Annotated in this window: 23 protein-coding genes and 2 pseudogenes; 20 read left to right on the top strand and 5 right to left on the bottom strand. The window is 62.2% G+C overall.

The window, feature by feature from the left end; all coding sequences use genetic code 11:
- Positions 1 to 9: 9 nt before the first annotated feature.
- Both NKI31_RS12580 and NKI31_RS12575 read right to left on the bottom strand, forming a co-directional pair.
- Positions 10 to 1,227 carry a DegT/DnrJ/EryC1/StrS family aminotransferase gene (locus NKI31_RS12580; RefSeq protein ID WP_352651708.1) on the bottom strand — a complete coding sequence of 406 codons (1,218 nt, stop codon included), beginning with the start codon at positions 1,225 to 1,227 and terminating at the stop codon, positions 10 to 12.
- Between the two features lie 234 nt (positions 1,228 to 1,461).
- Positions 1,462 to 3,081: a hypothetical protein gene (locus NKI31_RS12575; RefSeq protein WP_352651707.1), complete on the bottom strand. Its 1,620-nt coding sequence runs from the start codon at positions 3,079 to 3,081 to the stop codon at positions 1,462 to 1,464.
- Between the two features lie 311 nt (positions 3,082 to 3,392).
- Between NKI31_RS12575 and NKI31_RS12570 the strand changes: the two genes are divergently transcribed.
- From NKI31_RS12570 to NKI31_RS12550, 5 genes are all read left to right on the top strand, one after another.
- Positions 3,393 to 5,456, top strand: coding sequence for an N-acetylmuramoyl-L-alanine amidase (locus tag NKI31_RS12570; RefSeq protein WP_352651706.1), 2,064 nt, complete (start codon positions 3,393 to 3,395; stop codon positions 5,454 to 5,456).
- A 116-nt stretch (positions 5,457 to 5,572) separates the two neighbouring features.
- Positions 5,573 to 7,180, top strand: coding sequence for a S8 family serine peptidase (locus tag NKI31_RS12565; protein WP_352651705.1), 1,608 nt, complete (start codon positions 5,573 to 5,575; stop codon positions 7,178 to 7,180).
- Between the two features lie 137 nt (positions 7,181 to 7,317).
- Entirely contained in the window at positions 7,318 to 7,554 is a 237-nt protein-coding gene (locus NKI31_RS12560; protein ID WP_352651704.1) for a hypothetical protein, read from the top strand.
- An 81-nt stretch (positions 7,555 to 7,635) separates the two neighbouring features.
- Complete coding sequence (locus tag NKI31_RS12555; protein WP_352651703.1) at positions 7,636 to 8,349, top strand: N-acetylmuramoyl-L-alanine amidase; 714 nt, start codon at positions 7,636 to 7,638, stop codon at positions 8,347 to 8,349.
- Between the two features lie 231 nt (positions 8,350 to 8,580).
- Positions 8,581 to 8,826 (top strand): cyclic nucleotide-binding protein, encoded by a 246-nt coding sequence (locus NKI31_RS12550; RefSeq protein ID WP_352651702.1) that lies wholly within the window; start codon positions 8,581 to 8,583, stop codon positions 8,824 to 8,826.
- A gap of 44 nt (positions 8,827 to 8,870) precedes the next feature.
- On the opposite strand, the pseudogene NKI31_RS12545 reads toward NKI31_RS12550, so the two are convergent.
- Positions 8,871 to 9,065: pseudogene (locus tag NKI31_RS12545) on the bottom strand (branched-chain amino acid ABC transporter substrate-binding protein); the annotation flags it as partial.
- Positions 9,066 to 9,520: 455 nt separating this feature from the next.
- On the opposite strand from NKI31_RS12545, the gene NKI31_RS12540 reads away from it, so the two are divergent.
- From NKI31_RS12540 to NKI31_RS12485, 12 genes are all read left to right on the top strand, one after another.
- Positions 9,521 to 9,847, top strand: coding sequence for a DUF736 domain-containing protein (locus NKI31_RS12540; protein WP_352651701.1), 327 nt, complete (start codon positions 9,521 to 9,523; stop codon positions 9,845 to 9,847).
- A gap of 197 nt (positions 9,848 to 10,044) precedes the next feature.
- On the top strand, positions 10,045 to 10,299 hold the full coding sequence (locus tag NKI31_RS12535) for a DNA -binding domain-containing protein (RefSeq protein ID WP_352651700.1): 255 nt from the start codon (positions 10,045 to 10,047) through the stop codon (positions 10,297 to 10,299).
- A gap of 124 nt (positions 10,300 to 10,423) precedes the next feature.
- Positions 10,424 to 10,711 (top strand): transcriptional regulator domain-containing protein, encoded by a 288-nt coding sequence (locus NKI31_RS12530; RefSeq protein WP_352651699.1) that lies wholly within the window; start codon positions 10,424 to 10,426, stop codon positions 10,709 to 10,711.
- Positions 10,635 to 11,186: a DUF2285 domain-containing protein gene (locus NKI31_RS12525; protein WP_352651698.1), complete on the top strand. Its 552-nt coding sequence runs from the start codon at positions 10,635 to 10,637 to the stop codon at positions 11,184 to 11,186. The genes NKI31_RS12530 and NKI31_RS12525 overlap by 77 nt, the downstream gene beginning before the upstream one ends.
- A gap of 124 nt (positions 11,187 to 11,310) precedes the next feature.
- Positions 11,311 to 11,592, top strand: a complete 282-nt coding sequence (locus NKI31_RS12520) for a helix-turn-helix transcriptional regulator (protein ID WP_352651697.1) — start codon at positions 11,311 to 11,313, stop codon at positions 11,590 to 11,592.
- A gap of 91 nt (positions 11,593 to 11,683) precedes the next feature.
- On the top strand, positions 11,684 to 12,199 hold the full coding sequence (locus NKI31_RS12515) for a DUF2840 domain-containing protein (protein WP_352651696.1): 516 nt from the start codon (positions 11,684 to 11,686) through the stop codon (positions 12,197 to 12,199).
- A 23-nt stretch (positions 12,200 to 12,222) separates the two neighbouring features.
- On the top strand, positions 12,223 to 12,741 hold the full coding sequence (locus NKI31_RS12510; RefSeq protein ID WP_502899122.1) for a S26 family signal peptidase: 519 nt from the start codon (positions 12,223 to 12,225) through the stop codon (positions 12,739 to 12,741).
- Positions 12,742 to 12,809: 68 nt separating this feature from the next.
- Entirely contained in the window at positions 12,810 to 13,145 is a 336-nt protein-coding gene (locus NKI31_RS12505) for a DUF736 domain-containing protein (protein ID WP_352651694.1), read from the top strand.
- Positions 13,146 to 13,148: 3 nt separating this feature from the next.
- Positions 13,149 to 13,895: a lytic transglycosylase domain-containing protein gene (locus NKI31_RS12500; RefSeq protein WP_352651693.1), complete on the top strand. Its 747-nt coding sequence runs from the start codon at positions 13,149 to 13,151 to the stop codon at positions 13,893 to 13,895.
- 243 nt (positions 13,896 to 14,138) lie between these two features.
- On the top strand, positions 14,139 to 15,881 hold the full coding sequence (locus tag NKI31_RS12495) for a relaxase/mobilization nuclease domain-containing protein (RefSeq protein ID WP_352651692.1): 1,743 nt from the start codon (positions 14,139 to 14,141) through the stop codon (positions 15,879 to 15,881).
- Between the two features lie 21 nt (positions 15,882 to 15,902).
- The gene (locus NKI31_RS12490; protein ID WP_352651691.1) at positions 15,903 to 17,891 is read left to right on the top strand and encodes a conjugal transfer protein TraG; all 1,989 of its coding nucleotides are present in this window, start codon (positions 15,903 to 15,905) and stop codon (positions 17,889 to 17,891) included.
- 5 nt (positions 17,892 to 17,896) lie between these two features.
- Positions 17,897 to 18,340: a CopG family transcriptional regulator gene (locus tag NKI31_RS12485; RefSeq protein WP_352651690.1), complete on the top strand. Its 444-nt coding sequence runs from the start codon at positions 17,897 to 17,899 to the stop codon at positions 18,338 to 18,340.
- Positions 18,341 to 18,709: 369 nt separating this feature from the next.
- Here NKI31_RS12485 and NKI31_RS12480 read toward each other — a convergent pair.
- Positions 18,710 to 19,865, bottom strand: a pseudogene (locus tag NKI31_RS12480) (nucleotidyl transferase AbiEii/AbiGii toxin family protein).
- A complete protein-coding gene (locus NKI31_RS12475) occupies positions 19,846 to 20,577 on the bottom strand; it encodes a DUF6088 family protein (protein WP_352651689.1) in 732 nt (243 codons plus the stop codon). The pseudogene NKI31_RS12480 and the gene NKI31_RS12475 overlap by 20 nt, the downstream one beginning before the upstream one ends.
- A 379-nt stretch (positions 20,578 to 20,956) precedes the next feature.
- Between NKI31_RS12475 and trbB the strand changes: the two genes are divergently transcribed.
- Genes trbB through NKI31_RS12460 form a run of 3 tightly spaced genes read left to right on the top strand, consistent with a single transcriptional unit; the run spans position 20,957 to position 22,553 of the window.
- Positions 20,957 to 21,943 (top strand): P-type conjugative transfer ATPase TrbB, encoded by a 987-nt coding sequence (trbB, locus tag NKI31_RS12470; protein WP_352651688.1) that lies wholly within the window; start codon positions 20,957 to 20,959, stop codon positions 21,941 to 21,943.
- Positions 21,940 to 22,272 carry a TrbC/VirB2 family type IV secretion system protein gene (locus tag NKI31_RS12465; protein ID WP_352651687.1) on the top strand — a complete coding sequence of 111 codons (333 nt, stop codon included), beginning with the start codon at positions 21,940 to 21,942 and terminating at the stop codon, positions 22,270 to 22,272. The genes trbB and NKI31_RS12465 overlap by 4 nt, the downstream gene beginning before the upstream one ends.
- Complete coding sequence (locus NKI31_RS12460) at positions 22,272 to 22,553, top strand: VirB3 family type IV secretion system protein (RefSeq protein ID WP_352651686.1); 282 nt, start codon at positions 22,272 to 22,274, stop codon at positions 22,551 to 22,553. The genes NKI31_RS12465 and NKI31_RS12460 overlap by 1 nt, the downstream gene beginning before the upstream one ends.

Genomic DNA, 22,553 nt, shown 5'->3' with positions numbered 1-22,553 from the left:
AACACTGCATCAGGAATTGCGCTCGGCGACCATCCTGACCGCCGCAACGTAATCGTCGATATCCGAATCCTTGAAACCTTCATGCAAGATGAAGCGTATGCCGGTCTCGACCGCCTTCTCAGCACCGGGCAAGCTTACCGTGTTGTAGTCGTAGGTGCGCCCCGCCACGACTTCGGCTGGCCATTTGCCGGGAAAGAAGGACTTGTTCAGGAAGTAGTGGCTTCGGTAGATGGGCTCCGGCACGTAGGCACCCGACGAACTGATCCCGGCCAAGTCCAACATCTGATCGCGAAACTCCTGGCGTGAGCACTTGATCACGCCAGGACTGTCGATGCGGAAGAGAAAGAAGAAGTAGCTGCTTTCACCGTCGAGCGGCCTGCCCTGCGGGATGATCCCAGGGATCTTGGCCAGTTCGTCGTTGAGCCGATCTCCAAGCCGGCGCCGCGGCAGAACCATTTGATCGAGCTTGGCCAGCTGGACTTCGGCCATCGCGCCATCAAGGTCACTCATCCGGTAGTTGGGCGCGAGCGCATGCAGGCGCACGCCCCGGCTGTGGCGATCGAAGAACTTGTCCGCGTAATTGTGGCACAGAAAATAGTCAGCGTCATTGCGGGTCAACACGAAGCCGCCCTCACCGCAGGTGATGTGCTTTTGATCGTTGAGACTGTAGCAGCCAAAACGCCCGAATTGTCCGAGAGGCTTTCCTTTGTGCGTCGCACCCAGCGCTTGCGCGCAATCCTCGATCAGCACGAGTCCCTTTGCGTCGCACAGGGCCGCGATGTCACTGATCTCTGCCGGACGACCCGTAAGATGCACCGCTACCACGCCACGCGTGCGTTCGGTGATCGCGGCCTCGATATGTTTCGCCTGCGGCATCGCCGTGTCGGGATCAACATCCGCAAACACGGGAATGAGGTTTTGATAGAGGATCGCGTTGATCGTGCCGATGTCAGTGATCGGCGTGACAATCACCTCGGAGCCGGTTGGCATCTGCGACGCGGCGATCGCCACATGCAGGCTTGCGGTACCAGACGAGGTTGCGACCGCCCGATGCGCGCCGAACCGATCGGCATATCGCTGCATCGTGAGCGCGACCGGTGCATCGTCGGGTTTGCCCGCACCGAGATACCACAGCGTATTCTTCTGCAGCGCGGCGTCCAGCGCGGCGCGCTCAGCCGCGTCGAAGCGGACGGAGCGTTTCGGTATCGGTTTTGTGGGAACAGGCAAGGCAGACCTCCGCGTCAGGCAACGGCGTTGACGTAAAGTAAAGCAGCGCCGCTGATGGATGGCTAGTCATGCGCGGGCCGTCAGAGTGAGTATAGATGCGAATTCACGATGATTTCACGCTGTGTCTCGCTGCCGGCAAGCCTGCGGTAAAGCTCGGCTTTGGGCGTCACGGAATCACGCAAGTTCTGCGACTATCCAGATGAAACACTGCTGCCGCTGAAGGGCAAGACCTGCTCACGACCCGCCCACCGACGCGACCGCGCTCTTGGCTATTGTCTCCATGAGTGGCAACCGCCGCAGCGTATTGACCGGGTATGCCGGGTCGAGCAGCGTGGCGGGGGTAAAGTCTGGCTCCTGTCGCCGCAGCGCGCTGACCGAGCGGGCAAGGCTGGGCGTGTCGCCGCCCAGCAGGTTGAGCGCGACTTCATAGCGGCGTGTCGACACGAAATCCGGCCGGACCCGCAACGCCGCTTCCGCATGCACAAGCGCCTGTTCGTACTCCGACAGAGCCACTGCCGCCATGCAGGCAAAGTGCTCAAAGTAAAACGCGTAGGGGCCGTGGCGGGCAAGGGTCAGGGCGTGGCCGGCCGTGCGGTAGCCTTCCTCGAACCTGGCATTGGTGGTCAGCGCGTTCGAGAGCAGAGCCCAGCCAAGCGGATCGGTGGGATCGCGCTCGACACCTTGCTGCGCCATTCGCAAGGGCGTGCGCAGATTGCCCTGATGCACATACTCAATCTGCGAGCTGATCGTCTGCACGATAGCATCGTCCGGTGCGTGTCGCAGCGCTTCGACCGCGAGCTCCGTCACGGATGGCGCTTCGTCAAGGAACGACATCGAGCGGTGCTGAAACAGCGCCGCATTGCGCAGAAAACCGCGCCAAACCAGGTAGCGGCCACGGGCCTCGATCTCGAAGGCACGCCTGAAAAGCCGGTCCGCATTGATCAGGCTCGCCTTGTCGAGGCGAAAGAACAGGTCCTTTGCCTGGCGCTCGAGCACAAAGGCACACGCGCCGGCTCCCTCGATCGCGGCGCGCTCGGCGAATGCGCCCATGACGTGTTCCACCGCGCTCAGTGCGAGCTTGTCCAGACTGGCAGAGTCGTGCATCGCAGCCATCGTAGCGGGAACGCTGGCATTGTCGGACCACAGCTTGCGTCCATTGTGAATCTCGCACGAAAGAAACACCCCATCGCTCAGCGCGACGGACAAGAGCCGGATCAGCAGTATCGACTGTGGGGATCCGTCAGGCGAGGCTTCGCCTTGCCCATCGCCGGCACCGCCCGCATCCATAATCTCGATATCGTCGATCTGCCGAAGTGCGCCCAGGATACGGTTCTGCAACAACCGCGCGCCGACATCGGCCGCGGGCGATCCGCGCGCGTCACTGCGCACCATCACCATCCGCTTCGATTTCGGTCCGGCTTTGCGTCGCTGCGCCCACTGCGCCAGCGCCCGGCCGCGCAGGTCGCCGATAAGCGTCTCGAAAGCGCGATCCCGCACTTCGACGCCCTCAAAGGCTTCGATGCCGCCGCCGAGCCCGGTATCAGGCGGTGCTTCACAAACCAATTCGAAAGCCGAGGGATCCAACGTGACGGCATGGCGCGACGTCATCAGCAGAGCCCGATGCGCTCCGAGCGTCCGGCGTATTTCGCTCAAGGCGGCGCGCAGACTCCCGGCCGCCTGTTCGGGCCCGCGGTCGCTCCACAGACGCTGCTGCAGCCACCCTCGCGAGCGCGAATGACCTGGTGCGGTGGCCAGAAGCACGATCAGCCCGCGCGCCTTGCTGCCGTGCGGAGCAAAATCCCGGCCTTCCTCGTCAATCAGGCTTAGCTTGCCAAGAGCATTCAGCTTCAGCATGTCGCCCTGCGCCGCACATTCCAACCCAGGATTCAATATCCCACTCTCTTGTACTTGGCTACCTGCCGGCCAGTACGAAAATCATTCCTGTAAAAATAATACAGGCCGGCATCTCGCAGATGAACCCAAAGTCGCAAAGGCTACTGTTCATGCGCTGAGATTTTTTCACGAGCAATTCACGCCGCAAATTGCGGGCATGAACTAGGATCGCCAACATTCTCGCTCGAAGCGAAAGTCAAACAAAGTCTTTGGGACACGCCGGTCCATCGTTGCCGCCTGGCTTGGGGACTTTTGCGCCAAAGGAGGACGCCTTGGACAATTCCGTACCAACACCCCGCAACAAAAAATCGAACCGCAAGGGCGGCCAGGTCAATGCCGCAGCAGGCGCTCCCCTCGGCATTATTGTTGACCTGCTGCCACCGGGATTCCCCACGCGTCCCGGGACACAGATCCGGTCGACCACCCTGACCATCCACAACACCGACAATGCCTCGCCGGGGGCCGACGCGGCGGCACATAACCGCTACATTCGCGGTGCCGATGCCATCGCCCGCAAGGTCTCCTGGCATTTCACGGTGGATGACCGCACGATCTACCAGCACTTGCCCATCAACGAAAAAGGCTGGCACGCAGGCCCGGCCAACGCCACAAGCATAGGCATCGAGATCTGCATGTATCGCGGCATGAACGAGGCCGCCGCCTACGATCGCGCAGCCAAACTCTGTGTGTTTCTGGGCACGCAGCTGGGCATCGCGATGCCGCAGGGTCTGCGCCAGCATCACGACTGGACAGGCAAGAATTGCCCGCGCGTGCTGCGCGGCCGGCCGGGCGGCTGGCAGGGATTCCTGGACCGGGTGGCAGCCCTGAGGCGGGGAGCCCGCGCCAGCACAGTTCCGGATGTCACCTTCCTCTCGGCGTCGACGTCGTCTGCTGAAGCATTTGAGGCAGGGGCGGACGGCGAGAATGTGCTCACCGCCATCGATCAGCACTTTGCCGAACATGCCGAGGATACGCCCGCGCAAGCCCTTCCAATCCCTGCAGGCGATCCTATTGCGTTTGCCGTCTCCACCGCCGCCGAGACCTACTGGCCCGTGGTGACGCGCCATCCGCGCGCGATGGAGGTAAACACGCGACTCGCCGGCGGCGGCACTTCCGGCAGCAATGCTTCCCGGCGCTTCATGGCCGACCGTAGTGGCGGTGCGCGCTATCATTGCGCGATCGATCTCTACTGTTCGCAAGGCGACGCCGTCGTCGCCGTCGAGGATGGACGGATCGTCAATTTCTACCACTTTTACCAGAACACCTACGCGCTGCTGGTTCAGCATGCGGGCTATGTCGTCAATTACGGCGAGGTGGCGCCTAACTCTCTGACTGCTCTGGGCCTTCACATCGGCGACCGGGTGCGGGCGGGGCAACGGATCGGCACGATCGGCCGCCTCAACATGCTGCATTTCGAAACCTATGCCAGCGGCACAACCAGAAACTACTCCTGGCCTCAATCCAGTCCGCGCCCCAGCCGCCTTCGCAATCCCAGTCAACTTCTCTTGAATCTCGCGGCCTCGGCCGAACGCCTCGACACCGATCAATCGGTATCGCGCGTCAGCATCGTGGCGCCGGAACGCGTCAAGACCCTCAGCGCGCCCGCCATTGCCTTTGCGCCAGCGGCCATCCCTCCGATGGATCAGAAGGACTGGCACTCCTTTGGCAATGGCGTGCGGGAGTGGCGCTATGACGAGCGCGGTCTCGACACCAGGGAACAGGGCGTGATCACGAAGCAGCGCTGGGAGGAAAGCCTCGACACCATGCGCAAGATCATGGAGTACATGGGCGACGAGTTGCTGGCCGCGAGCGCCAAGCACAGCATACCGCCCGCGCTGCTGATGATGACGGTCGCAACCGAAACACACATATACAAGTCACAGAAGTTCACCGGCCCCAAGACGTTTCGGTGGGAGGCCCATGTACCGAACGACGATGTAAAACCGCCGACGCTGGGAGACTATTCGGCCGGTCCGATGCAATCGCTCGGCACGACGGCGCGCTGGGTTATCCGCTCGAAGGGAGCCGAATACGGCCTTCACTACGCGCCCTTCGAAATCGCGCCGGTCTACCCGGCAAAGCCCGATCCCAGACCCGCCGATCATCCACTCTACGCATATGCGGCGAATCTGGATCTGGGTGCGGCCGAGATACGCATTCGCCTGAGCAAAAGCGGCCTCGATCCAATCTTCGTGGCGGCTGCCTTCAACGCAGGTGGACTCTACGAGAGCCCGCACAGCCCTTGGGGCTTACGCACCTATGGCGACCATCTCGACCGCGCGGCCAAATGGTACGGCGATGCCTGCGCCTATCTGATCGAGATCGGAGTCCACTAACAGGCTGCTCGTCATCGTCCGGCGTCACAGAAACCACTTTGGACAACAAGTGAGCGGGCAAGGATCAGATCGTTCGACGTCATCCAATACGACACTTCTCTTGAGAGGAGAAAATCATGGCATACGAATACAAGGTAATGGGACAGACCGTGCGCCTCGACGTTGATCCCAGCGCGGTCGCCGTCCAATTTCATCCGACGCAACCCAACAGCGTTCGCATGACCGCCACGGTGGCCTCGGGAGCGGGTCCGTTTTCGAACCGCTTCGACATCCCAGGCGAGGACCTGACGATAATACCGGTTGATTCGACAGGGCCGAACGTCGCCGACCCGGTGACGAGGGCCCAATCCGAAGGCGCAATAAATGCGTTCAACGAGCAGCCAAGTGTGATGCGGGCCGCCCCGGTCTTTCGAGTGAACGGCAATCAGGTCGTCGCAAGCGATCGAATCCTGATTGGTCTCGACAAGCCTGCCATGAAACAGGCGATCTTGAAGAAGTACAAACTTGTCGAGGTGAGCACCACGGACGACCGCATCCTTGCGCGGGTATCCAAAGACGCGGACGTCTTTGCGGTAACGGCTCAACTCGATGACGAGGCCGCCGTCCGCTTCGCTGAGCCTGACCTTGTGACCATAGGCAGGCACATCCCCAAGCGACCGGTCGGCCAGGCGCAGCCGCTGCTGAACCCGATCGTAACGGATCAGTACGCAATGCGTATCACGCGCGCCAATGAAGCTTGGGCCATATCCATAGGGAATCCGAGCATCCGTATCGCTATTCTGGACGAAGGTGTCGACACCAGGCACCCGGATTTTGCTGGTGCGATCGCGGGCACATTCGATGCTGGTGACGACGATACCTATCAAGATCCCAATCCCTGGGACGGTCACGGAACGGCTTGCGCTGGACTTGCGGCCGCTGCCGGCGCGGCGGGTATTGGAGTTCAAGGAGCGGGCACCGGGTGCTCGCTGCTAGGAGTGAGGATCGCCTACTCGGCCTTCAAGGACGGTCCATGGATCACCAGCAACTCCAAGATCGCAAACGCCATCGAATGGAGTTGGAAAAACGGCGCCGACGTGCTCAGCAACAGCTGGGGCGGCGGCCTTCCTTCCAGCGCCATTGCGGAGGAATTTGAAAAAGCGCGCACGAGAGGTCGTGCGGGGCTGGGCTGCGTGGTCGTCATCGCTGCCGGCAACTATTCGACTGCGGTACAGTTCCCCGGCACTTTGCCGAATGTGCTGACCGTTTCTGCGACGAATGAGTTCGACGAACTGAAGACAACGACCAGCATGGACGGGGAGAGCTGGTGGGGCACCTGTTTCGGTCCGGAGATTGGCGTTGCAGCGCCAGGCGTGCACAATCTGACAACCGACATCTCAGGCACTTCCGGCTACGCCGGCGGCGACTACTTTCCGACATTTAACGGAACGTCATCGGCAACGCCCATTGTCGCGGGTGCGTGCGGGCTTGTGCTGTCTGTCAACCCCGACCTGCGCGAGGATGAGGTTCGAACGATCATCCAGCAGGCCGCCGACAAGATCGGCACATTTCCCTACGGCGCGAGCGGACGAAACGACTATTTCGGCCACGGCCGGCTCAACGTTCTCGCGGCCGTTCGGGCGGCGATACCTCAGGTCGCATACGCGGGTGCTGCGCCAGGCCCGCGCAAGAACAAGAAGAAGACGGACACCGGCACGAAAGCCGCAAGCCGTCCTGTAGCGTAAGACGAGCCCGGCATGAGTATGACGGACTGGTCATTCTACGCCTAGCGAGGCGATGGACTTCAGGAACTAGACAACCAGGCGCTCGGCCATAACGGCGGAGGCTGGCATCGTTTGACCAAAGCATAAGGAAGAACATCATGAATACCCAGGAAGCATCTGACCTGATCATGCGGGAAGTGAACCAGGCGCCCGGCGCGGTCAGGAGTGCCGGAGCAGGAGACGATTTCTGCTCCATATGGACCAAAGCAAAGCCGATATTGGAACTGCTTGCCGGCATCGCCATCCTGATTCCGGGGGTGGGGGCGACGGCAGGCGCCGTCTTGAAGGGCCTGATCGTCGTTGGCGACAAGATCGCCCAGGAGATTTGTCACTGACCATCGGCGATTGTCAGGCAGATCCCGTCGACTGGCGCCGGGATCTGCCGTCACTCTCAATGAAACAGGAGGTAGACCGGCATGAGCGAACTGCGGGAACTTCAGGGCCGTTTGAGACAGGGCGGCGAACTCTCCTACGATGAGTACCAGCGAATTCTTGCCCAGCAAGAACAGCTGGACGACCTTTTGGAAATGATGCGGGGAAACGCCAACACTGCCCACGCCGACAGATTGGTCCCACGATCGGCAGGCGGCTTCGCCATCGTGGTCGGCCATACCCAGACCAGTGCCGGCGCATATGGAGGGCCGCCGATCAACCAGAGCGAATATCCCTGGAACAAGGATCTGGCTTCGAAGATCAAAACCATATGCGCAGGGCTCGGTGTTCCAGCCAAAATATTCTACCGTGACGGCATCGGCATCAGCGGCGCCTATCAGCAGGTTTCCGCGTGGGGGGCGTCCTGCGTTGTCGAGTTGCATTTCAACGCGTTCAACGGATCGGCCCGTGGCACCGAAACGCTGTATGACAAGGACAGGCACGCGGGATCGGCCGCCTGGGCCACGCGCTTGCAGGAGGCGATGCTGGCGACTTTGGGCACGCAAGACCGTGGCCTGAAGGAATGTGATCCCGGCGATCGCGGGTATGGAAGCGTCTCGGCATTGAATATTCCTTCGGCGTTGATCGAGCCGTTCTTTGGCGACAACCCAGTCGATGCTCAGAAGGGCCACAACAACAAGGATGACCTGGCGGAGGCTATCGCACGCACAGCGGCCGCCCAACTCGGCGTCGCGTGATGCGCCATCGGCGCGTCACGACTTCGGCTCAACGCGCCAAGGCGCCGGCGGCACGTGGCGATGTCAGCGGGGGGTTGGCATTGCTGCGTGCCCGTTGTTTTCGACTTTCACCGAGACAACAACAATCACTCATCCGTGAAAAGCTAAAATAACTCCATAAAACAGGTACTTAGACTCTGCGCGGGCGACTGGTTGGTTGTGATTTGCTTGGGGCAATTCCAAGGAGGCAGCATGGACTGTATCGATGTCATCGGCTACGCCGGGACCGGCCTTACCGTCCTGTCTTATTCCATGCGCCGCATGCTGCCGCTTCACATCGCGGCGGTGTCAAGCAGCGTGGCCCTTCTCACCTATGCCAGCTTTACCGGCGCTGGCCCTCTGATCGTCATGGAGATGATCCTTCTGCCGATCAACGGATACCGCTTGCTCGAACTGATAAGCGTTCCACGAGAACCCGGTGGACTGGACAGTTTGTGACCGCGGCCATTTCAGGATCTGTTCGACGGATATCGGTTCCGCTTGAGCTGGAACTTGACGCGCTGCTCGGCCAACTGGCGCAGGATCAGCCCGGCTTCAGGGTTATAGCCGCCGAAATAGAACGACGTCGGCCTTGAGGTCCTTCAGCTTGGTGACGAGCGCCGAATTGTCCTTCTCACCGGCATTGATGCCTTCGCAGTCGACTTCCTTGAGGCTCCGGCATTCATCGTCGCCTTCAGTTCCAACTGGTCGGCCGGGCGGCAACGTTGCCGCCGAAGACGTGGCGTGGGAGCTGCGGGCAAATCTGATGACCGAGTGGCTTGGCGCGTCGCCGTTGAAGCTCTTGGCGGTGTGCTGGCGTGCCTATGGGTACCACCGTCTCCGGACCGATCTGTCCCAGGAGCGCTCCAAACGGCCTCTTGAATGGCCTGATCTGCCCGAAGGGCGGCTGACACCTCGACCGCCTAAGCCGCAACGCCGCGTCCCGGCTTTCTTCCCCTGCGACGCCCACCCCATGCGGCAAGCCGCACGAGGACCCCGAGCGCCGCCATTCCTCGCGAAACAAGAAATCCGTTCCTGCGTCGTCCTCCGCGCTGCTGCGGTCGCAAGCGATGCGTCGTCGGTCGCCTCCGGCCAATTGATCGCCATCGAGACCGCATGGTGCGGGCTCGGGAACAGAGAACGGAGACTTACAATGGCTACCATCGGCACCTTCAAGAAGACCGCCTCGAACGAATTCACCGGCGAAATCGTCACCCTCAGCGTCCAGGCCAAGAACGTGCGCATCGTCCCAGACACCCGCGCCACCGGCGACAACGCTCCCAGCCACCGGGTCGTGGTCGGCCGCGCCGAGATTGGCGCCGCCTGGTCCAAGCGCTCCAATGAGGGCCGCGATTATCTGGGTCTCAAGCTTGATGATCCGAGCTTCAACGCTCCGATCTACGCCAACCTCTTCAACGACGAAGAAGGCGATGGCTTCTCGCTGATCTGGTCCCGCCCGAGCCGCCGCAGCGCCGAATAAGGCACCGGAGAAGCTCGCCCGACCCGTCGGGCGAGCTTCTTTCGTCAATGCGTTCAATGGTACCTCAGGGCCGATCCGACCGTCGGGGCGATGCCGGCACCGCATCGCGTGATGCTCTTCGAGCCGGCTGCGTCGGCAACGCTAGACCCGTAAACTCCCTGCCTTACGTCTCGCCCGGCAATGGGTGGAAGGCCGCCATGATTGAACCGTTTGACGAAACCGCGCCTACCGGGGACGAACTGACCGACTATGATCGTAGCCACGTCAAGCTCTACATGCGTTTGTTTGACGCTGACGCGGACGGCGCCGATTGGCGCGAGGTGGTCAGGATCCTGTTTGGGATCGATCCGACCAGGGAGCCAAAGCGCGCTAGAGCCGTCCACGATAGCCATCTCGCCCGGGCGCGCTGGATGACACGCACAGGATACCGCCAGCTGCTGCGCGACACATAGCGGCCATCGCCGGCAGGTGATGCGCAAAACGCATCACGCGATGCCTCCTCCGGACGTTTCGCCGATTGGCGCAGTCCGGAATCGATTCGAGCACGACTCTGCCGTTTTCGCGAGGAGATGCACGATGAAGCCGAACACGTCGGGCTGGCGGGACAACAACAGCTACGACTTCTTCGATCGCTTGCCAATCGAAGGTCTCGCCTGGGAGTGCTTGCGTCGCTCACAGTCCTATGGTCGGCGCTTTCAACGCCTTGTCCTTGCCGGACTTGAAAACGAACCACTGCCGGTCGAAGATCAGCGGCGCTGGGGGTTACGATTTCCCGGCCCGACCGGACATGTCCGCCCTGACGCAAAACGTTTTGTGGTCGCCTTTTGCCGATCCGGCTGTGCTGGCTCTCACCGCGTCACCTGACTACCTGTCTCAAGAACCCGCGCCGCTCGGTGGCGTAAGCGAGCTTCGCGGGAGTCCGCAAGGATCTCACGCCATTCATGACAACGGGACCGCAACGCAGCTTCTCTTCCTTCCCGGCAGCGAAGGAAGCAGCTCGATTGCCGCTGTGATCCCGCTGGATTCCCAGATGCTCGGACGTGTCGAGGCTCTCGTCCGTTTCTGGCGTGGGCAAAGCAAGCGTCCTGTACCGCCGGACACCCGAATGACGGTCCAGCAGCGCCGCCGCCTGCGCCTGATGCTCCGGGCTGCCGACGGGCGCATGAACGGCGCGACCTACCGCGACATCGCGACCGTCTGTTACGGGATAGAGCGTGTTGGCGCCACGCCGTGGAAAACGTCGTCGCTTCGCGACACGGTGATTGGCCTCGTCAGGGGCGGCGGCGCCATGATCGGCGGCGGCTATCTGGGCCTCCTTCGCCACCGCACACGATCCTAGCTCGGGGTGGAAATATCACGCCCCCCAATCTTTCCCATCCCCCTCGACGCCAGCTTTCCGCCACCGTGATCGCCGTCCGCCGCTGATCCCCAGCGGTCCCCGCAGCCACTCGGAGGCCCGATCCATGAGACCAGATCTTGCCGTTTTGCCACCGCGCTTCCTTCGCACCAAGGAGGCCGCCCATTTCCTGAGCCTGTCATCGCGTACGCTCGAGAAGCATCGCACCTATGGCACCGGTCCCGCCTATCGCAAACTCGGCGGCCGTGTCGTCTACGCCATCGATGATCTGCAGGCCTGGGCCGAGCGCGGAGCAGTGACCTCAACGTCGGATCCTCGAGGTTCCGTCCTTCCCGCCAAGCGTCAGCTGCCGGGGCCTCCGATCCAGGCCGGCAGGCATGGACGCTGAGCCGCGACGCCCAGCGCTGAGGGCCGGTCGCGCAATGGCCGCCTCTTGCCCTTCGATCCGGCTGAATGCTGACAGGATCAGGAAACAGATAATGACCGATACCGCTGCATTGGGTTCAACTGGATCTGCGCGCGCGTGGCAGAGCAACGGCCTCACCCGTGTCGACCTGACATGGCTGGCGAAGAAGATCGAGTTCTGGATTCGCTTCGGCTCGTTCCATCGAGAGGAGATTCTCGATCGACGCCGACGTGTCCTTTGGTTTCGGCCGGGCGCCGTCTTTGCCTTCGTGCGCTGGGCCGCGAACGACTTCGGCACGATCATGTCGCGCCTTGATGTCGTGCTCGCCGTCGCCTCGCCACAACCCTATCAGACGTTGCCTTTCGTGCGGCCCGGTGGCGAGATCCTGCTGACAGTGCAAGGTTGGCAGAGCGTCGAGCGTGTTTTGCAGACAATCGACGCCATCGAACGTCTCGGAATTGATCCCGAGGCAGTCTCGCCCGACCACTGGCGGCACGTCCACCACTGGATGAAGGCTAATCAGGAGCCACGCGCCTATACCCTTGATCTGCATTGCGCCTACCTGTTGCGGCGGCGGGTGCAGCCATGAAGCGGTCGGCAATCGTCCTGTTAATGGCACTGGCCAGCACGGGTGTGCTCCTTCCAGGTCTCACGGCCCTGCCGCCGAAGTTGGTCTGGAACGCTTCGGCCAGTGTTGCGATCGGCTTCTACGGGATCGACGGCGACGGCACGTTTTCGGCGGGCGACCTTGTCGCCATTCGGTCGCCCGCACCGCTGGCAACATTTCTTGCCCAGCGGGCCTATCTGCCGAAAGGCGTGTTGCTGCTCAAGCGCATCATTGCGGTTTCAGGTCAGACGGTATGCCGCAACGAGCTCTCCATCTCGGTCGATGGCCAGGACGTTGGCGCTGCGCTTGAGCGAGATCGCGCCGGCCGCGATCTGCCGAGCTGGCAGGGCTGTCGACGTGTTCCTGTCGGGGCCGTTTTCCTCATGAACAGGCTGGCCCGGGACAGCCTCGATGGCCGCTACTTCGGCATCGTCTCAACCGATCACATCATCGGCCGCGCCGTCCCGCTGTGGACCGACGAGCATGGCGACGGCCGCTTTCAATGGCACGCGCGAGCGCGGTGAGCGTGCCATCGGCGGCCGCTCATGCCGTCCCACCATCACCGCCGACCATCCGCGAAAGGAGACAGGACATGCCACATATTGGACAATTCAACCGCAATCAAACCGGCTATTTCGGGCGCATCAGGACACTCAGCCTCGACCTCGACATCGCAATCGTCCTGGCCGATGCGGGCAGCACCGAAAACGCCCCCGACTTTCGCGTGCACGCCAGCAGCGAAGACGGGCCCGAGATAGGGGCTGGATGGAAACGCTCCGGTGAGAAGGCCGGCGAGTTCGTATCGCTTCAGATAGACGACCCGACCTTCGCGCGGCCCATCCGCGCCAATCTGTTCCAGAACGGCGACGACAAGACGTCCTGGTCGCTGCAGTGGTCGCGTCCACGCGACCGCGCCGAGAAAGGTTGAGTGATGTTCGCGCGCCGCCGGCCGACGAACCATCTGGCTCCGCCCGCGTTGCTTCGCGTGGGCCGGAGCAAGCGCCTCGTTCTGTTCGCCGGGCTCTGCCTCGTATGCGCCATTCCCGCCATTGCGCCGGCGCAGAACCCGATCATCGACGCACCGTCGGCGTGCAACTACGAGGTCCATATCGCGGAAGCCGCGAAGCGGTTCCGGCTTCCGCTCGCCTGGATCCGTGCCGTCCTTGTCTCGGAAAGTGCCGGCGACCGAAGCGCCACCTCGACAAAAGGCGCCATGGGCCTGATGCAGATCGTGCCGGAAACCTGGGCCGAACTGCGTGCCCGATACCGGCTCGGCAGCGACCCCTACGATCCGCGCGACAACATCATCGCGGGCTCGGCCTATATTCGCGAACTGCTGGATCGCTACGGATCGCCCGGCTGGATTGCAGCCTACAATGCAGGCCCAGGGCGCTACGAGGCCTCGTTGCAGGGGCGGCGGCTGCCTCGGGAAACGCGCGCCTATGTCGCCGCCATTGCGTCCGCCATTGGCAGTGGCGCAGAGACCAAAGCTCCCAGCCAGGCACGCCCCGCGTCATGCGGATTGAGGAAGGCGCCGCTGTTCGTCACACCATCGGAAGGCAAGCCCGCGGTCGATTCCTCGCAGGTGGAGGCGCAGGCTGTGCGCGAACTGTACAACCTCGCACCTCAGTCGGCCGGGCTGTTCGTGGCCAAAGCGCACGACAGGACCGAGCCATGAGCCGGTTCGGTGCTTTTCGTACCAACGCTGGCTCTTGCGCGCGATGGCGGGTGCAAGAGGCGGAGGCAGTAAACACCACCGAGGGATGGCAGGATAAAAGGGCGCACATTGCGCGTCGGTTGTGTGCTTGTTCTTGCTCGATTTTCTGGCGCCTTCCGCACATTGCAAGACACCGGCGCAATGTACGTGGAACGCCCAGGCCTTTGTATTTGCATCGCCTTTTCCACATTGCTGGAACGCGCCATGGCCGATGAGCACGAGTTTCGCATTCGGCCCGGCCGCATCCGATCGACCCGCGCCCAGCAGGCTCGCCCCTTCATCGCCCAGGCGCTGGCCGCAGCGAAAAAAGCTGGCGGGGGGATCGCGCGCTCGGGCCGGACTGTTGCTGGCAATCGCTCCCGCTTTGGACACGGCCAGAGCGCCAGCATCCAGGCCAACCGCTTCATCACCTCACGCTCGCGCGGCGCCGTCATCAAGGCCCGCGTCGTTCGTCATTCTGTGCGCGCGACCCCGCTTGGTGCGCATCTGATGTACCTGCGGCGCGACGGTGTGACCCGGGACGGAGAGAAGGCACGTCTATTCGGGTCGGGAACGGAGAACGCCGATGTCAAGGCCTTCGCCGCACGTACCCAGGACGATCGGCATCACTTCCGCTTTATCGTCTCGCCCGATGACGCCCTCGAAATTGCGGACCTGAAATCCTTCACCCGAGATATGGCCGAGCAGATGGAGAAGGATCTCGGAACTCGGCTCGACTGGGTGGCGGTAGAACACTGGAACACCGAGCATCCGCATATCCATCTGATCGTCCGTGGGGTTCGGGACGACGGCCAGGATTTGGTCATCTCGCGCGACTACATCAAGGAGGGTATGCGCGACCGAGCCCGCGACCTGATCACCCGGGAACTGGGGCCACGCAGCGATCTCGACATCCGCCGCTGGCTCGACAGGCAGATCCGGTCCGAACGTTGGACGCAGCTTGATCGCCAGCTGCTTCGCGACAGTCGGAACTCCGGCATCGTCGATCTCGCTCCATATCCTGATAGGCAACCGGATGAGTATCATGCGCTTAAGGTCGGCCGCTTGCGCAAGCTCGAAGCCCTTGGTCTTGCCAATCAGATTGGGTCCGGCCAATGGGTGATTGACGACAAGGCCGAGACGACACTGCGCGAGCTCGGCGAGCGTGGCGACATCATCAAGCGCATGCACCGCGCGCTGACGGAGCAAGGCATCGATCGCGGTTCAGCCAGTTTTGTTCTGGCGGCGGAAAGCCTCGATGCGCACATTATCGGGAGGCTGATCGAACGCGGGCTCGACGACGAGCTGAGCGGCGCGGCCTATGCCATGGTCGACGGCGTCGACGGACGCATCCATCACATCAAGTTTCCCGATCTGGAGGCGGCTGGCGACAGCGTACCGGGATCGATCGTGGAGCTGCGCGCATTCGATGATGCGCGCGGCCAACGCCGCGTAGCGCTGGCAGTGCGCTCCGATCTTGGTGTCGATGAACAGGTTGCGGCCTCGGGTGCGACCTGGCTCGACCGCCAGGCGATTGCTCGCGAGCCTGCCGCCCTCTCCGAAGGTGGGTTCGGCGCCGAGGTCCGCGATGCCTTGAACGGGCGGGCCGAACACCTTGTCAATCAGGGACTCGCAGAGCGGCAGGGAAGGCGGGTCGTCTTCGCCCGCAACCTTCTCGATACGCTGCGCCGCCGAGAACTGGAGATGATTGGCGACAAGCTTGCGGGCGACACCGAACGGCCCTTCAACCGCGTCGCTAGCGGAGGCTATGTCGCTGGCATCTATCGTCAGCGCTTGGCGCTGGCATCCGGCCGCTTCGCCATGATCGACGACGGCCTCGGTTTCCAGCTCGTTCCCTGGACGCCCTCTCTCGAAAAACATCTCGGCCAGCACATCTCCGGTGTCTCTCGGGGTGATGGTGGAGGTGTCGATTGGAGCTTTGGCCGCAAGAGAGGGCTCGGCCTCTGAAACGCAAGACAGGAGCCTGCGATGTCCGCCACGAAAATCCTCTGGGGTCAGATCCTCACCGTCTTCCTGATCGTCCTGTTGACGACCTGGGGGGCGACACAATGGACCGCATGGAGGCTCGGTTTCCAGGTCGGCCTGGGTCATCCGTGGTTCGAGGTTGCCGGGTTGCCCGTCTACTATCCACCCGCACTGTTCTGGTGGTGGTACTTCTACGACGCATACGCCCCCGCTATCTTTGTGGAAGGCGGATTGATCGCTGTGTCCGGTGGTTTCCTCTCTATCATTGTCGCGATCGGCATGTCGGTGTGGCGGGCGCGCGAAGTCAAGAACGTCCACACCTACGGTTCAGCGCGCTGGGCCGAGAGGAGGGAGGTCGAGGCCGCTGGACTTCTCGGCGCCGACGGTGTGGTGCTGGGGCGCTATGATCGCCATTATCTCCGCCACAACGGCCCCGAGCATGTTTTGTGCTTCGCCCCGACGCGATCAGGCAAGGGCGTCGGCCTGGTGGTGCCTTCGCTGCTTACCTGGCCGGGCTCCGCGATCGTCCACGATATCAAGGGCGAAAACTGGCAACTCACGGCCGGCTTCCGCGCTCTGCACGGTCGCGTTCTGCTCTTTGATCCGACCAATTCGAGATCGTCCGCCTACAATCCCCTGCTGGAAGTCCGCCGCGGCGAATGGGAGGTGCGCGACGTCCAGAACATCGCCGACATTCTGGTCGACCCGGAAGGGAGCCTGGAGAAGCGCAATCATTGGGAGAAGACCAGCCATGCGCTGCTGGTCGGCGCGATCCTGCATGTTCTTTATGCAGAGCGGGACAAGACGCTGGCCGGCGTCGCCGCCTTTCTCTCCGATCCGAAGCGCCCGATCGAGTCGACGCTGGCCGCAATGATGAGGACCGCGCATCTCGGCGACGCTGGCCCCCATCCGGTCATCGCCAGTGCGGCGCGCGAGCTGCTCAACAAATCCGACAACGAACGCTCAGGCGTGCTCTCCACCGCGATGTCCTTCCTCGGTCTCTACCGCGATCCCGTTGTCGCCGAGGTGACCCGGTATTGCGACTGGCGGATCACCGACATCGTTGGTGGGAAACGACCGGCAACCCTCTATCTTGTTGTACCGCCCTCAGACATCAATCGGACCAAACCGCTCATTCGGCTTATCCTCAATCAGATCGGACGCCGCCTCACCGAGGATCTGCATGCCAAGACCAGCCGCCACCGGCTGCTGCTGATGCTGGACGAGTTTCCGGCTCTCGGTCGCCTCGACTTTTTCGAAAGTGCGCTTGCCTTCATGGCCGGCTATGGGCTGAAGAGTTTTCTCATTGCGCAGTCGCTCAATCAGATCGAGAAGGCTTACGGCCCCAACAACTCGATCCTCGACAACTGCCACGTTCGTGTCAGCTTCGCGACCAACGACGAAAGGACCGCCAAACGCGTATCTGATGCGCTGGGCACCGCCACCGAGATGCGGGCGATGAAGAATTATGCCGGCCATCGGCTCTCCCCCTGGCTTGGGCATCTCATGGTGTCGCGGCAGGAAACAGCCCGCCAACTGCTGACCCCTGGCGAGATCATGCAGCTTCCACCGACCGACGAGATCGTCATGGTGTCGGGGACATCACCGATCAGGGCGAAGAAGGCACGCTACTACGAGGATGTCCGCTTCCGGGAGCGTGTCCTACCGCCGCCTTTGTTGGTGCAATCGGAGGCGGCAAATCCTGACGATTGGCACAGTCTGCCATTCGTGGCTCGACCTGAGGTGCCCGGTGCTGCAGCAGCGATCCCGGGAGACCATGGCGACCCGACAGAATCGGAGCGACGCCTGCAACCCGAACTCAGTCGCGCGCAACTGGTTGAGAAAGCTACCCCGATCGAAAACGAGTTCGAGATGGATCGGGCCGATGATGGCGATGACGACGAGGCCATTCGCGGTCGTCGCATGGCTCGCCTCGTGCAGGGCGTGGCACGGCAGGTTTCGCTGGATCCGGATGACGGCATGGGGTTGTAGTCGCTATGACCGGCCGTAAAAAGAAGGTGCAGATTTCCGTCTATCTCGATCAGACCATCATGATGATGCTTTCGGACTACGCGGCTCGGCGCGATCGATCCCAATCCATGATTGCTGAAGCCGCGATAGCTTCGTTCCTGTCGCCGGACGCGGAAGAACGTCGCGAGGCGGCAATCGTCAAGCGTCTCGATCAGATCGATCGGCGCCTGGCCCGGCAGGAGCGCGATATCGGTATCGCCGTCGAGACCCTGGCGGTGTTTGTCCGCTTTTGGCTTGCGACCACGCCGGCCTTGCCTGAGCCCGCGGCCCAAGCCGCGCGCGCCAAGGCGGCAGAACGCTACGAGGCCTTTGTCACCGCCTTGGGCAGGCGCCTGGCGAAGGGGCCGAAACTGCGGCAGGAGATTTCCGAGGACATCAATCCGGCCGGAGGCGATGGAATGGCATCTTAGCAGGGCTGCAGGTCGACAAGCAGAACCTGGTTTGTAGAAGAGGTTAGCCATCGTCATCTTGATGATGGCGATGATCGGAACTGCTGTCGTTGACGCCACGATGACGATGGCGGCCCATGAAAACGATGATGCCGATGATGATCAGCAGCAGCATAGGGAGGATCAGGTCGCGCTAGAACGATGGATACGCGATCAGTATGCGTTGACCTCGGCCGTAGCGAGATCGGATCTGGAGTCTTGTGCCGGCGGCCGCCTACCAGCGGACCCGGCCCTGTCCAGGTGGAAGGGCCTGGGCCCGTAGCTCGTATCCGCCTTGTAGGAGCCTTCACTGGGAGCATTCGCGGACATCACCGCCATCGAACAATGCTGTCAGTTCGGCGCCTTCTGGTCCTTTTCTGTCTCCGATGGATTGCCGCCGGCGCCAGGCGCGTCGACCGGCGCGGCGTTGAGATGGTGCTCGAGCGCTTCGATGCTGGCCATGACATCGGCAAAGGCAGGGGGCGTCCCAAAGATCATCGCCGACATGCGCTCGAAATCGGCCGCAAGCCTGGTTTGCATGTCGGCAGTCGGGACAAGGCGATAGCTCCCTGGCTGTGCACGATCATACCGATGATCCGGCGCTCGATACATGAGTTCCTTATGTCGCCGGCATGCTTCGGCGAGTTCGCGCATCGATGCCGTAGCGACCCCGTAGTCCGGATGCGTCCAAATCTGATGAACATCGTAGTAGTGACGCGAATAGCGATTGAGGTCAGGCACTGGACGGTCAGGGTTACCTTCCGCACTTCGCTTCTCAGTCGTTTCGGTCATCGCATGAAGGATCAGCACCTTTTCCCAAAAGGTCCGCTCCGGTCTGACCGTCGTCACATTGCGAACCGCGAGGTCGGTTCCCGCCGGCATTTCCGAGGCGATGTACGGCACAATCTCGCGAGGCTCGGCCGGCTCGGGATTAGGACGCGCGCCGCCTTCGATGCGGACCGCCGCCTGGACGTATCCGGCGCCGGTGTCGAACACGCTCTTGTAGCCGACCACCAGAACATCGAGCGCATCCCTGTTCCGATAGGCGTCGAAACCGAAGCTGAGCGAGAAATGTCCAAGCTGCCCGGCCGCTTCTTCGACGGCCGCGATCCCCTTAGCCAGCAGCTCCTTGAGCGGACCCGAAATATACTGCCGTGCTGCCTCGTCAACCCTCTCGGCGAGAGCACGCTGTTGCTGATTGACGGAGGGGAGAGCGGCGATGTCTGCCTCCAGAGGGAAGTGCAGATCGGCCTTGTAGATTCCGATGTCGATGTCCTCGGAAAAGCGGCGGATCAGCCCGTAGGCTTTGCTCAGGCTGGTGCCGCCTTTGAAATAGAGACCGATCGGATCGTTCGGGCGCCGGTTGAACAGGAAGTCGAGCACCCAGCAGACGTAGAGATCCTTCTCGATGTTTTCCGCTCGTGTCTCCATAGCCGGCCACCGTCGAGAAGAGCGCTCGGCGGTCGTCGGCACTGGAGCGAAGGATTTCAATGAACGTCTGTTGCATGCTCCTCTTTCGCTCGCCTGATGTCTGTTTCGCTTTCGGTAAGGAGCTTTGCGGCGATCGTCTCGATCAGTGGGTACATCCATGCGGGAACGGCATGAATGTTGTCGCGCAGATCTTGCGCGACGATCTGCCGTTTCGGATCACGCGACAGATGTCGCATGATACCGTTCACGGCCGCATCGAGGCTGGATCGCTCGTCGCGAAACCAAGTCAAAGCCTGAATCACGCGCATGGCAGGCCGGCCGGCCCAGAACGCCGTCTTGGCTGAAATGCGCTTGAAGTCGAGTTTGTAGATGACCGGCTTCGTCGCCTTTGGATCGCCGACGCTGGCCTCGATCTCGATTGTCCGCGGATAAGTATCGGCATAGATCGTCGAACGAGCCGGGACGGCTGTGGTCAGGCCGAGGTCGTTCGCGGCCGTCATTCCGTCGACCAGCACGCGCAGCTTGTCGCGCCGGGCAATTGCGTCAATGAAAGACGCACGTGGAGGAAACACCATCTTGCCTGTCAACTTGCTGATGCTCGGCTTGTCATAGAAACCGCGACAAGGCCGGCGGATGTCGCCTCGTCGGGTCAGTCTCTGCAGCGCTTTCTCGACGGCGTACGGCGTTCCAATGTCGAGAAAATCGGCGCGCGACCAGACACCTGAAGGCGCGGCCTTGGCAATTCTGTCATGGATGCGATCAAGAGTGTCGGACGTCGGATCTGGCATCAGGTCACCATTTGTTGTCCGAAGATTATATGTAAATTCTGGTCAGAAAGCGGTGTCGACGAATGGGGAGATGGCTCAGCTGGCACATATGGCGAGCCATCTGCGCCGCAGACCGGCAAGGATGGCCGACTGCTTCGCGTCGACTTCAAGGTCACCACAGCAAGAATCAAGCGGCGGGGTCAACATCGCCATTGATGCTGTCACGATTTGAAGCCCCGGCGCTGCAAAGCTGAGGTCATCGGCGCGCCGCCGTCATCCTGTATTTGTACGCTACGCTACGACGACGACTGAAACTTGTTGAATCGTCCTGCTTTCTGGCTCTTTTGATCATCCCCAACCGGGGACCGGATGGCTGTCCCCGACCGAAACAGGGGACAAAATGGTTGCTTCGCACGACAATGCCGAAGAAGGACGAGCGCGCAGCTCACGCATGCTGCGCACGGCCCTCGGGCCCGCCATCAGCCGGTTCCTCGACGACCCGACCATCGCCGAAGTGATGCTGAACCCGGATGGCCGAATTTGGGTCGACCGGCTTGCTGAAGGCCTGTCCGGGACGGACGAGCTGATCTCAGCCGCCGACGGTGAGCGCATCGTGCGTCTGGTCGCTCATCATGTCGGCGCCGAAGTGCATGGCCGCTCGCCGCGCGTTTCGGCGGAGCTGCCAGACACCGGAGAACGTTTCGAAGGTCTGCTGCCGCCTATCGTTGCGGCGCCAGCCTTCGCAATCCGAAAACCTGCGGTCGCCGTCTTCACGCTCAAAGACTACGTCGCGGCAGGCACCATGACCCCACAACAGGCCGCGATCTTGCGCGCCGCCGTCGCCACCCGCGCCAACATACTCGTGGCCGGCGGCACATCCACCGGCAAGACGACGCTGACCAACGCGCTGCTGGCGGAAGTCGCCAGAGCATCTGATCGCGTGGTCATCATCGAGGACATACGCGAACTGCAATGCGCGGCGCCAAACCTTGTTGCCATGCGGACCAAGGACGGCGTCGCGACGCTCTCGGACCTGGTTCGCTCGTCGCTGCGCCTGCGGCCCGATCGCATCCCGATCGGCGAGGTTCGCGGCCCGGAGGCTCTAGACCTGCTCAAAGCATGGGGGACGGGACATCCCGGTGGGATCGGTACCATTCATGCCGGCTCCGGTATCGGCGCGCTGCGCCGGCTCGAGCAGCTCATCCAGGAAGCGGTCGTCACCGTTCCGCGCGCGCTGATTGCAGAGACTATCGACCTCGTCGCGGTGCTCGCCGGGCGCGGCTCAGCGCGGCGGCTTGCCGAACTCTCGCGCGTCGAAGGGCTCGGTCCGGACGGCGACTATCGCATCATCCAGGCAAAACCCGTCGACACAGGAGAGAACTCATGATCGCCGTCCTTTTACGCCGCTACCGCACCGCCGTTGCCGCGGCCACGACCTTTGTCGTCAGCCTCGCCATTGTCCCAGCCGCGCACGCGGCCGGCTCATCGATGCCGTGGGAACAGCCACTCGAAAGGGTCCTGCAGTCAATCGAGGGGCCCGTCTCCAAGATCATTGCCGTCATCATCATCATTGTGACAGGCCTCACGCTTGCCTTTGGCGATACGTCGGGCGGCTTCCGGCGCTTGATACAGATCGTCTTTGGCCTGTCGATCGCCTTCGCAGCGTCCAGCTTCTTCCTGTCATTCTTCTCGTTCGGCGGCGGAGCGCTCATCTGATGGCAACCGCTCTCGAACAGCTCGATGCGGTGCCGGGCTGGGCTGTCCCCGTTCACAAGGCGCTGACCGAGCACATCCTGCTGGGCGGCGCGCCGCGCTCCATCGCAATCCTGAACGGCACTCTTGCCGGCGCGGTCGGCCTTGGCCTGCGGCTTTGGCTGGTCGGTCTCATCATCTGGGCGCTTGGACATGCTTGCGCGGTATGGGCGGCGAGACGCGATCCGCTCTTTTTCGAGGTGGGTCGCAGGCATCTGCGCCTCCCCGGGCATCTATCGGTTTGA

This window comes from Mesorhizobium sp. M0659 (assembly GCF_040320605.1).
GTDB lineage: Bacteria > Pseudomonadota > Alphaproteobacteria > Rhizobiales > Rhizobiaceae > Mesorhizobium.
Note: the sequence above shows the minus strand (reverse complement) of the source record. Positions and strands in the feature narration are given on the sequence as shown.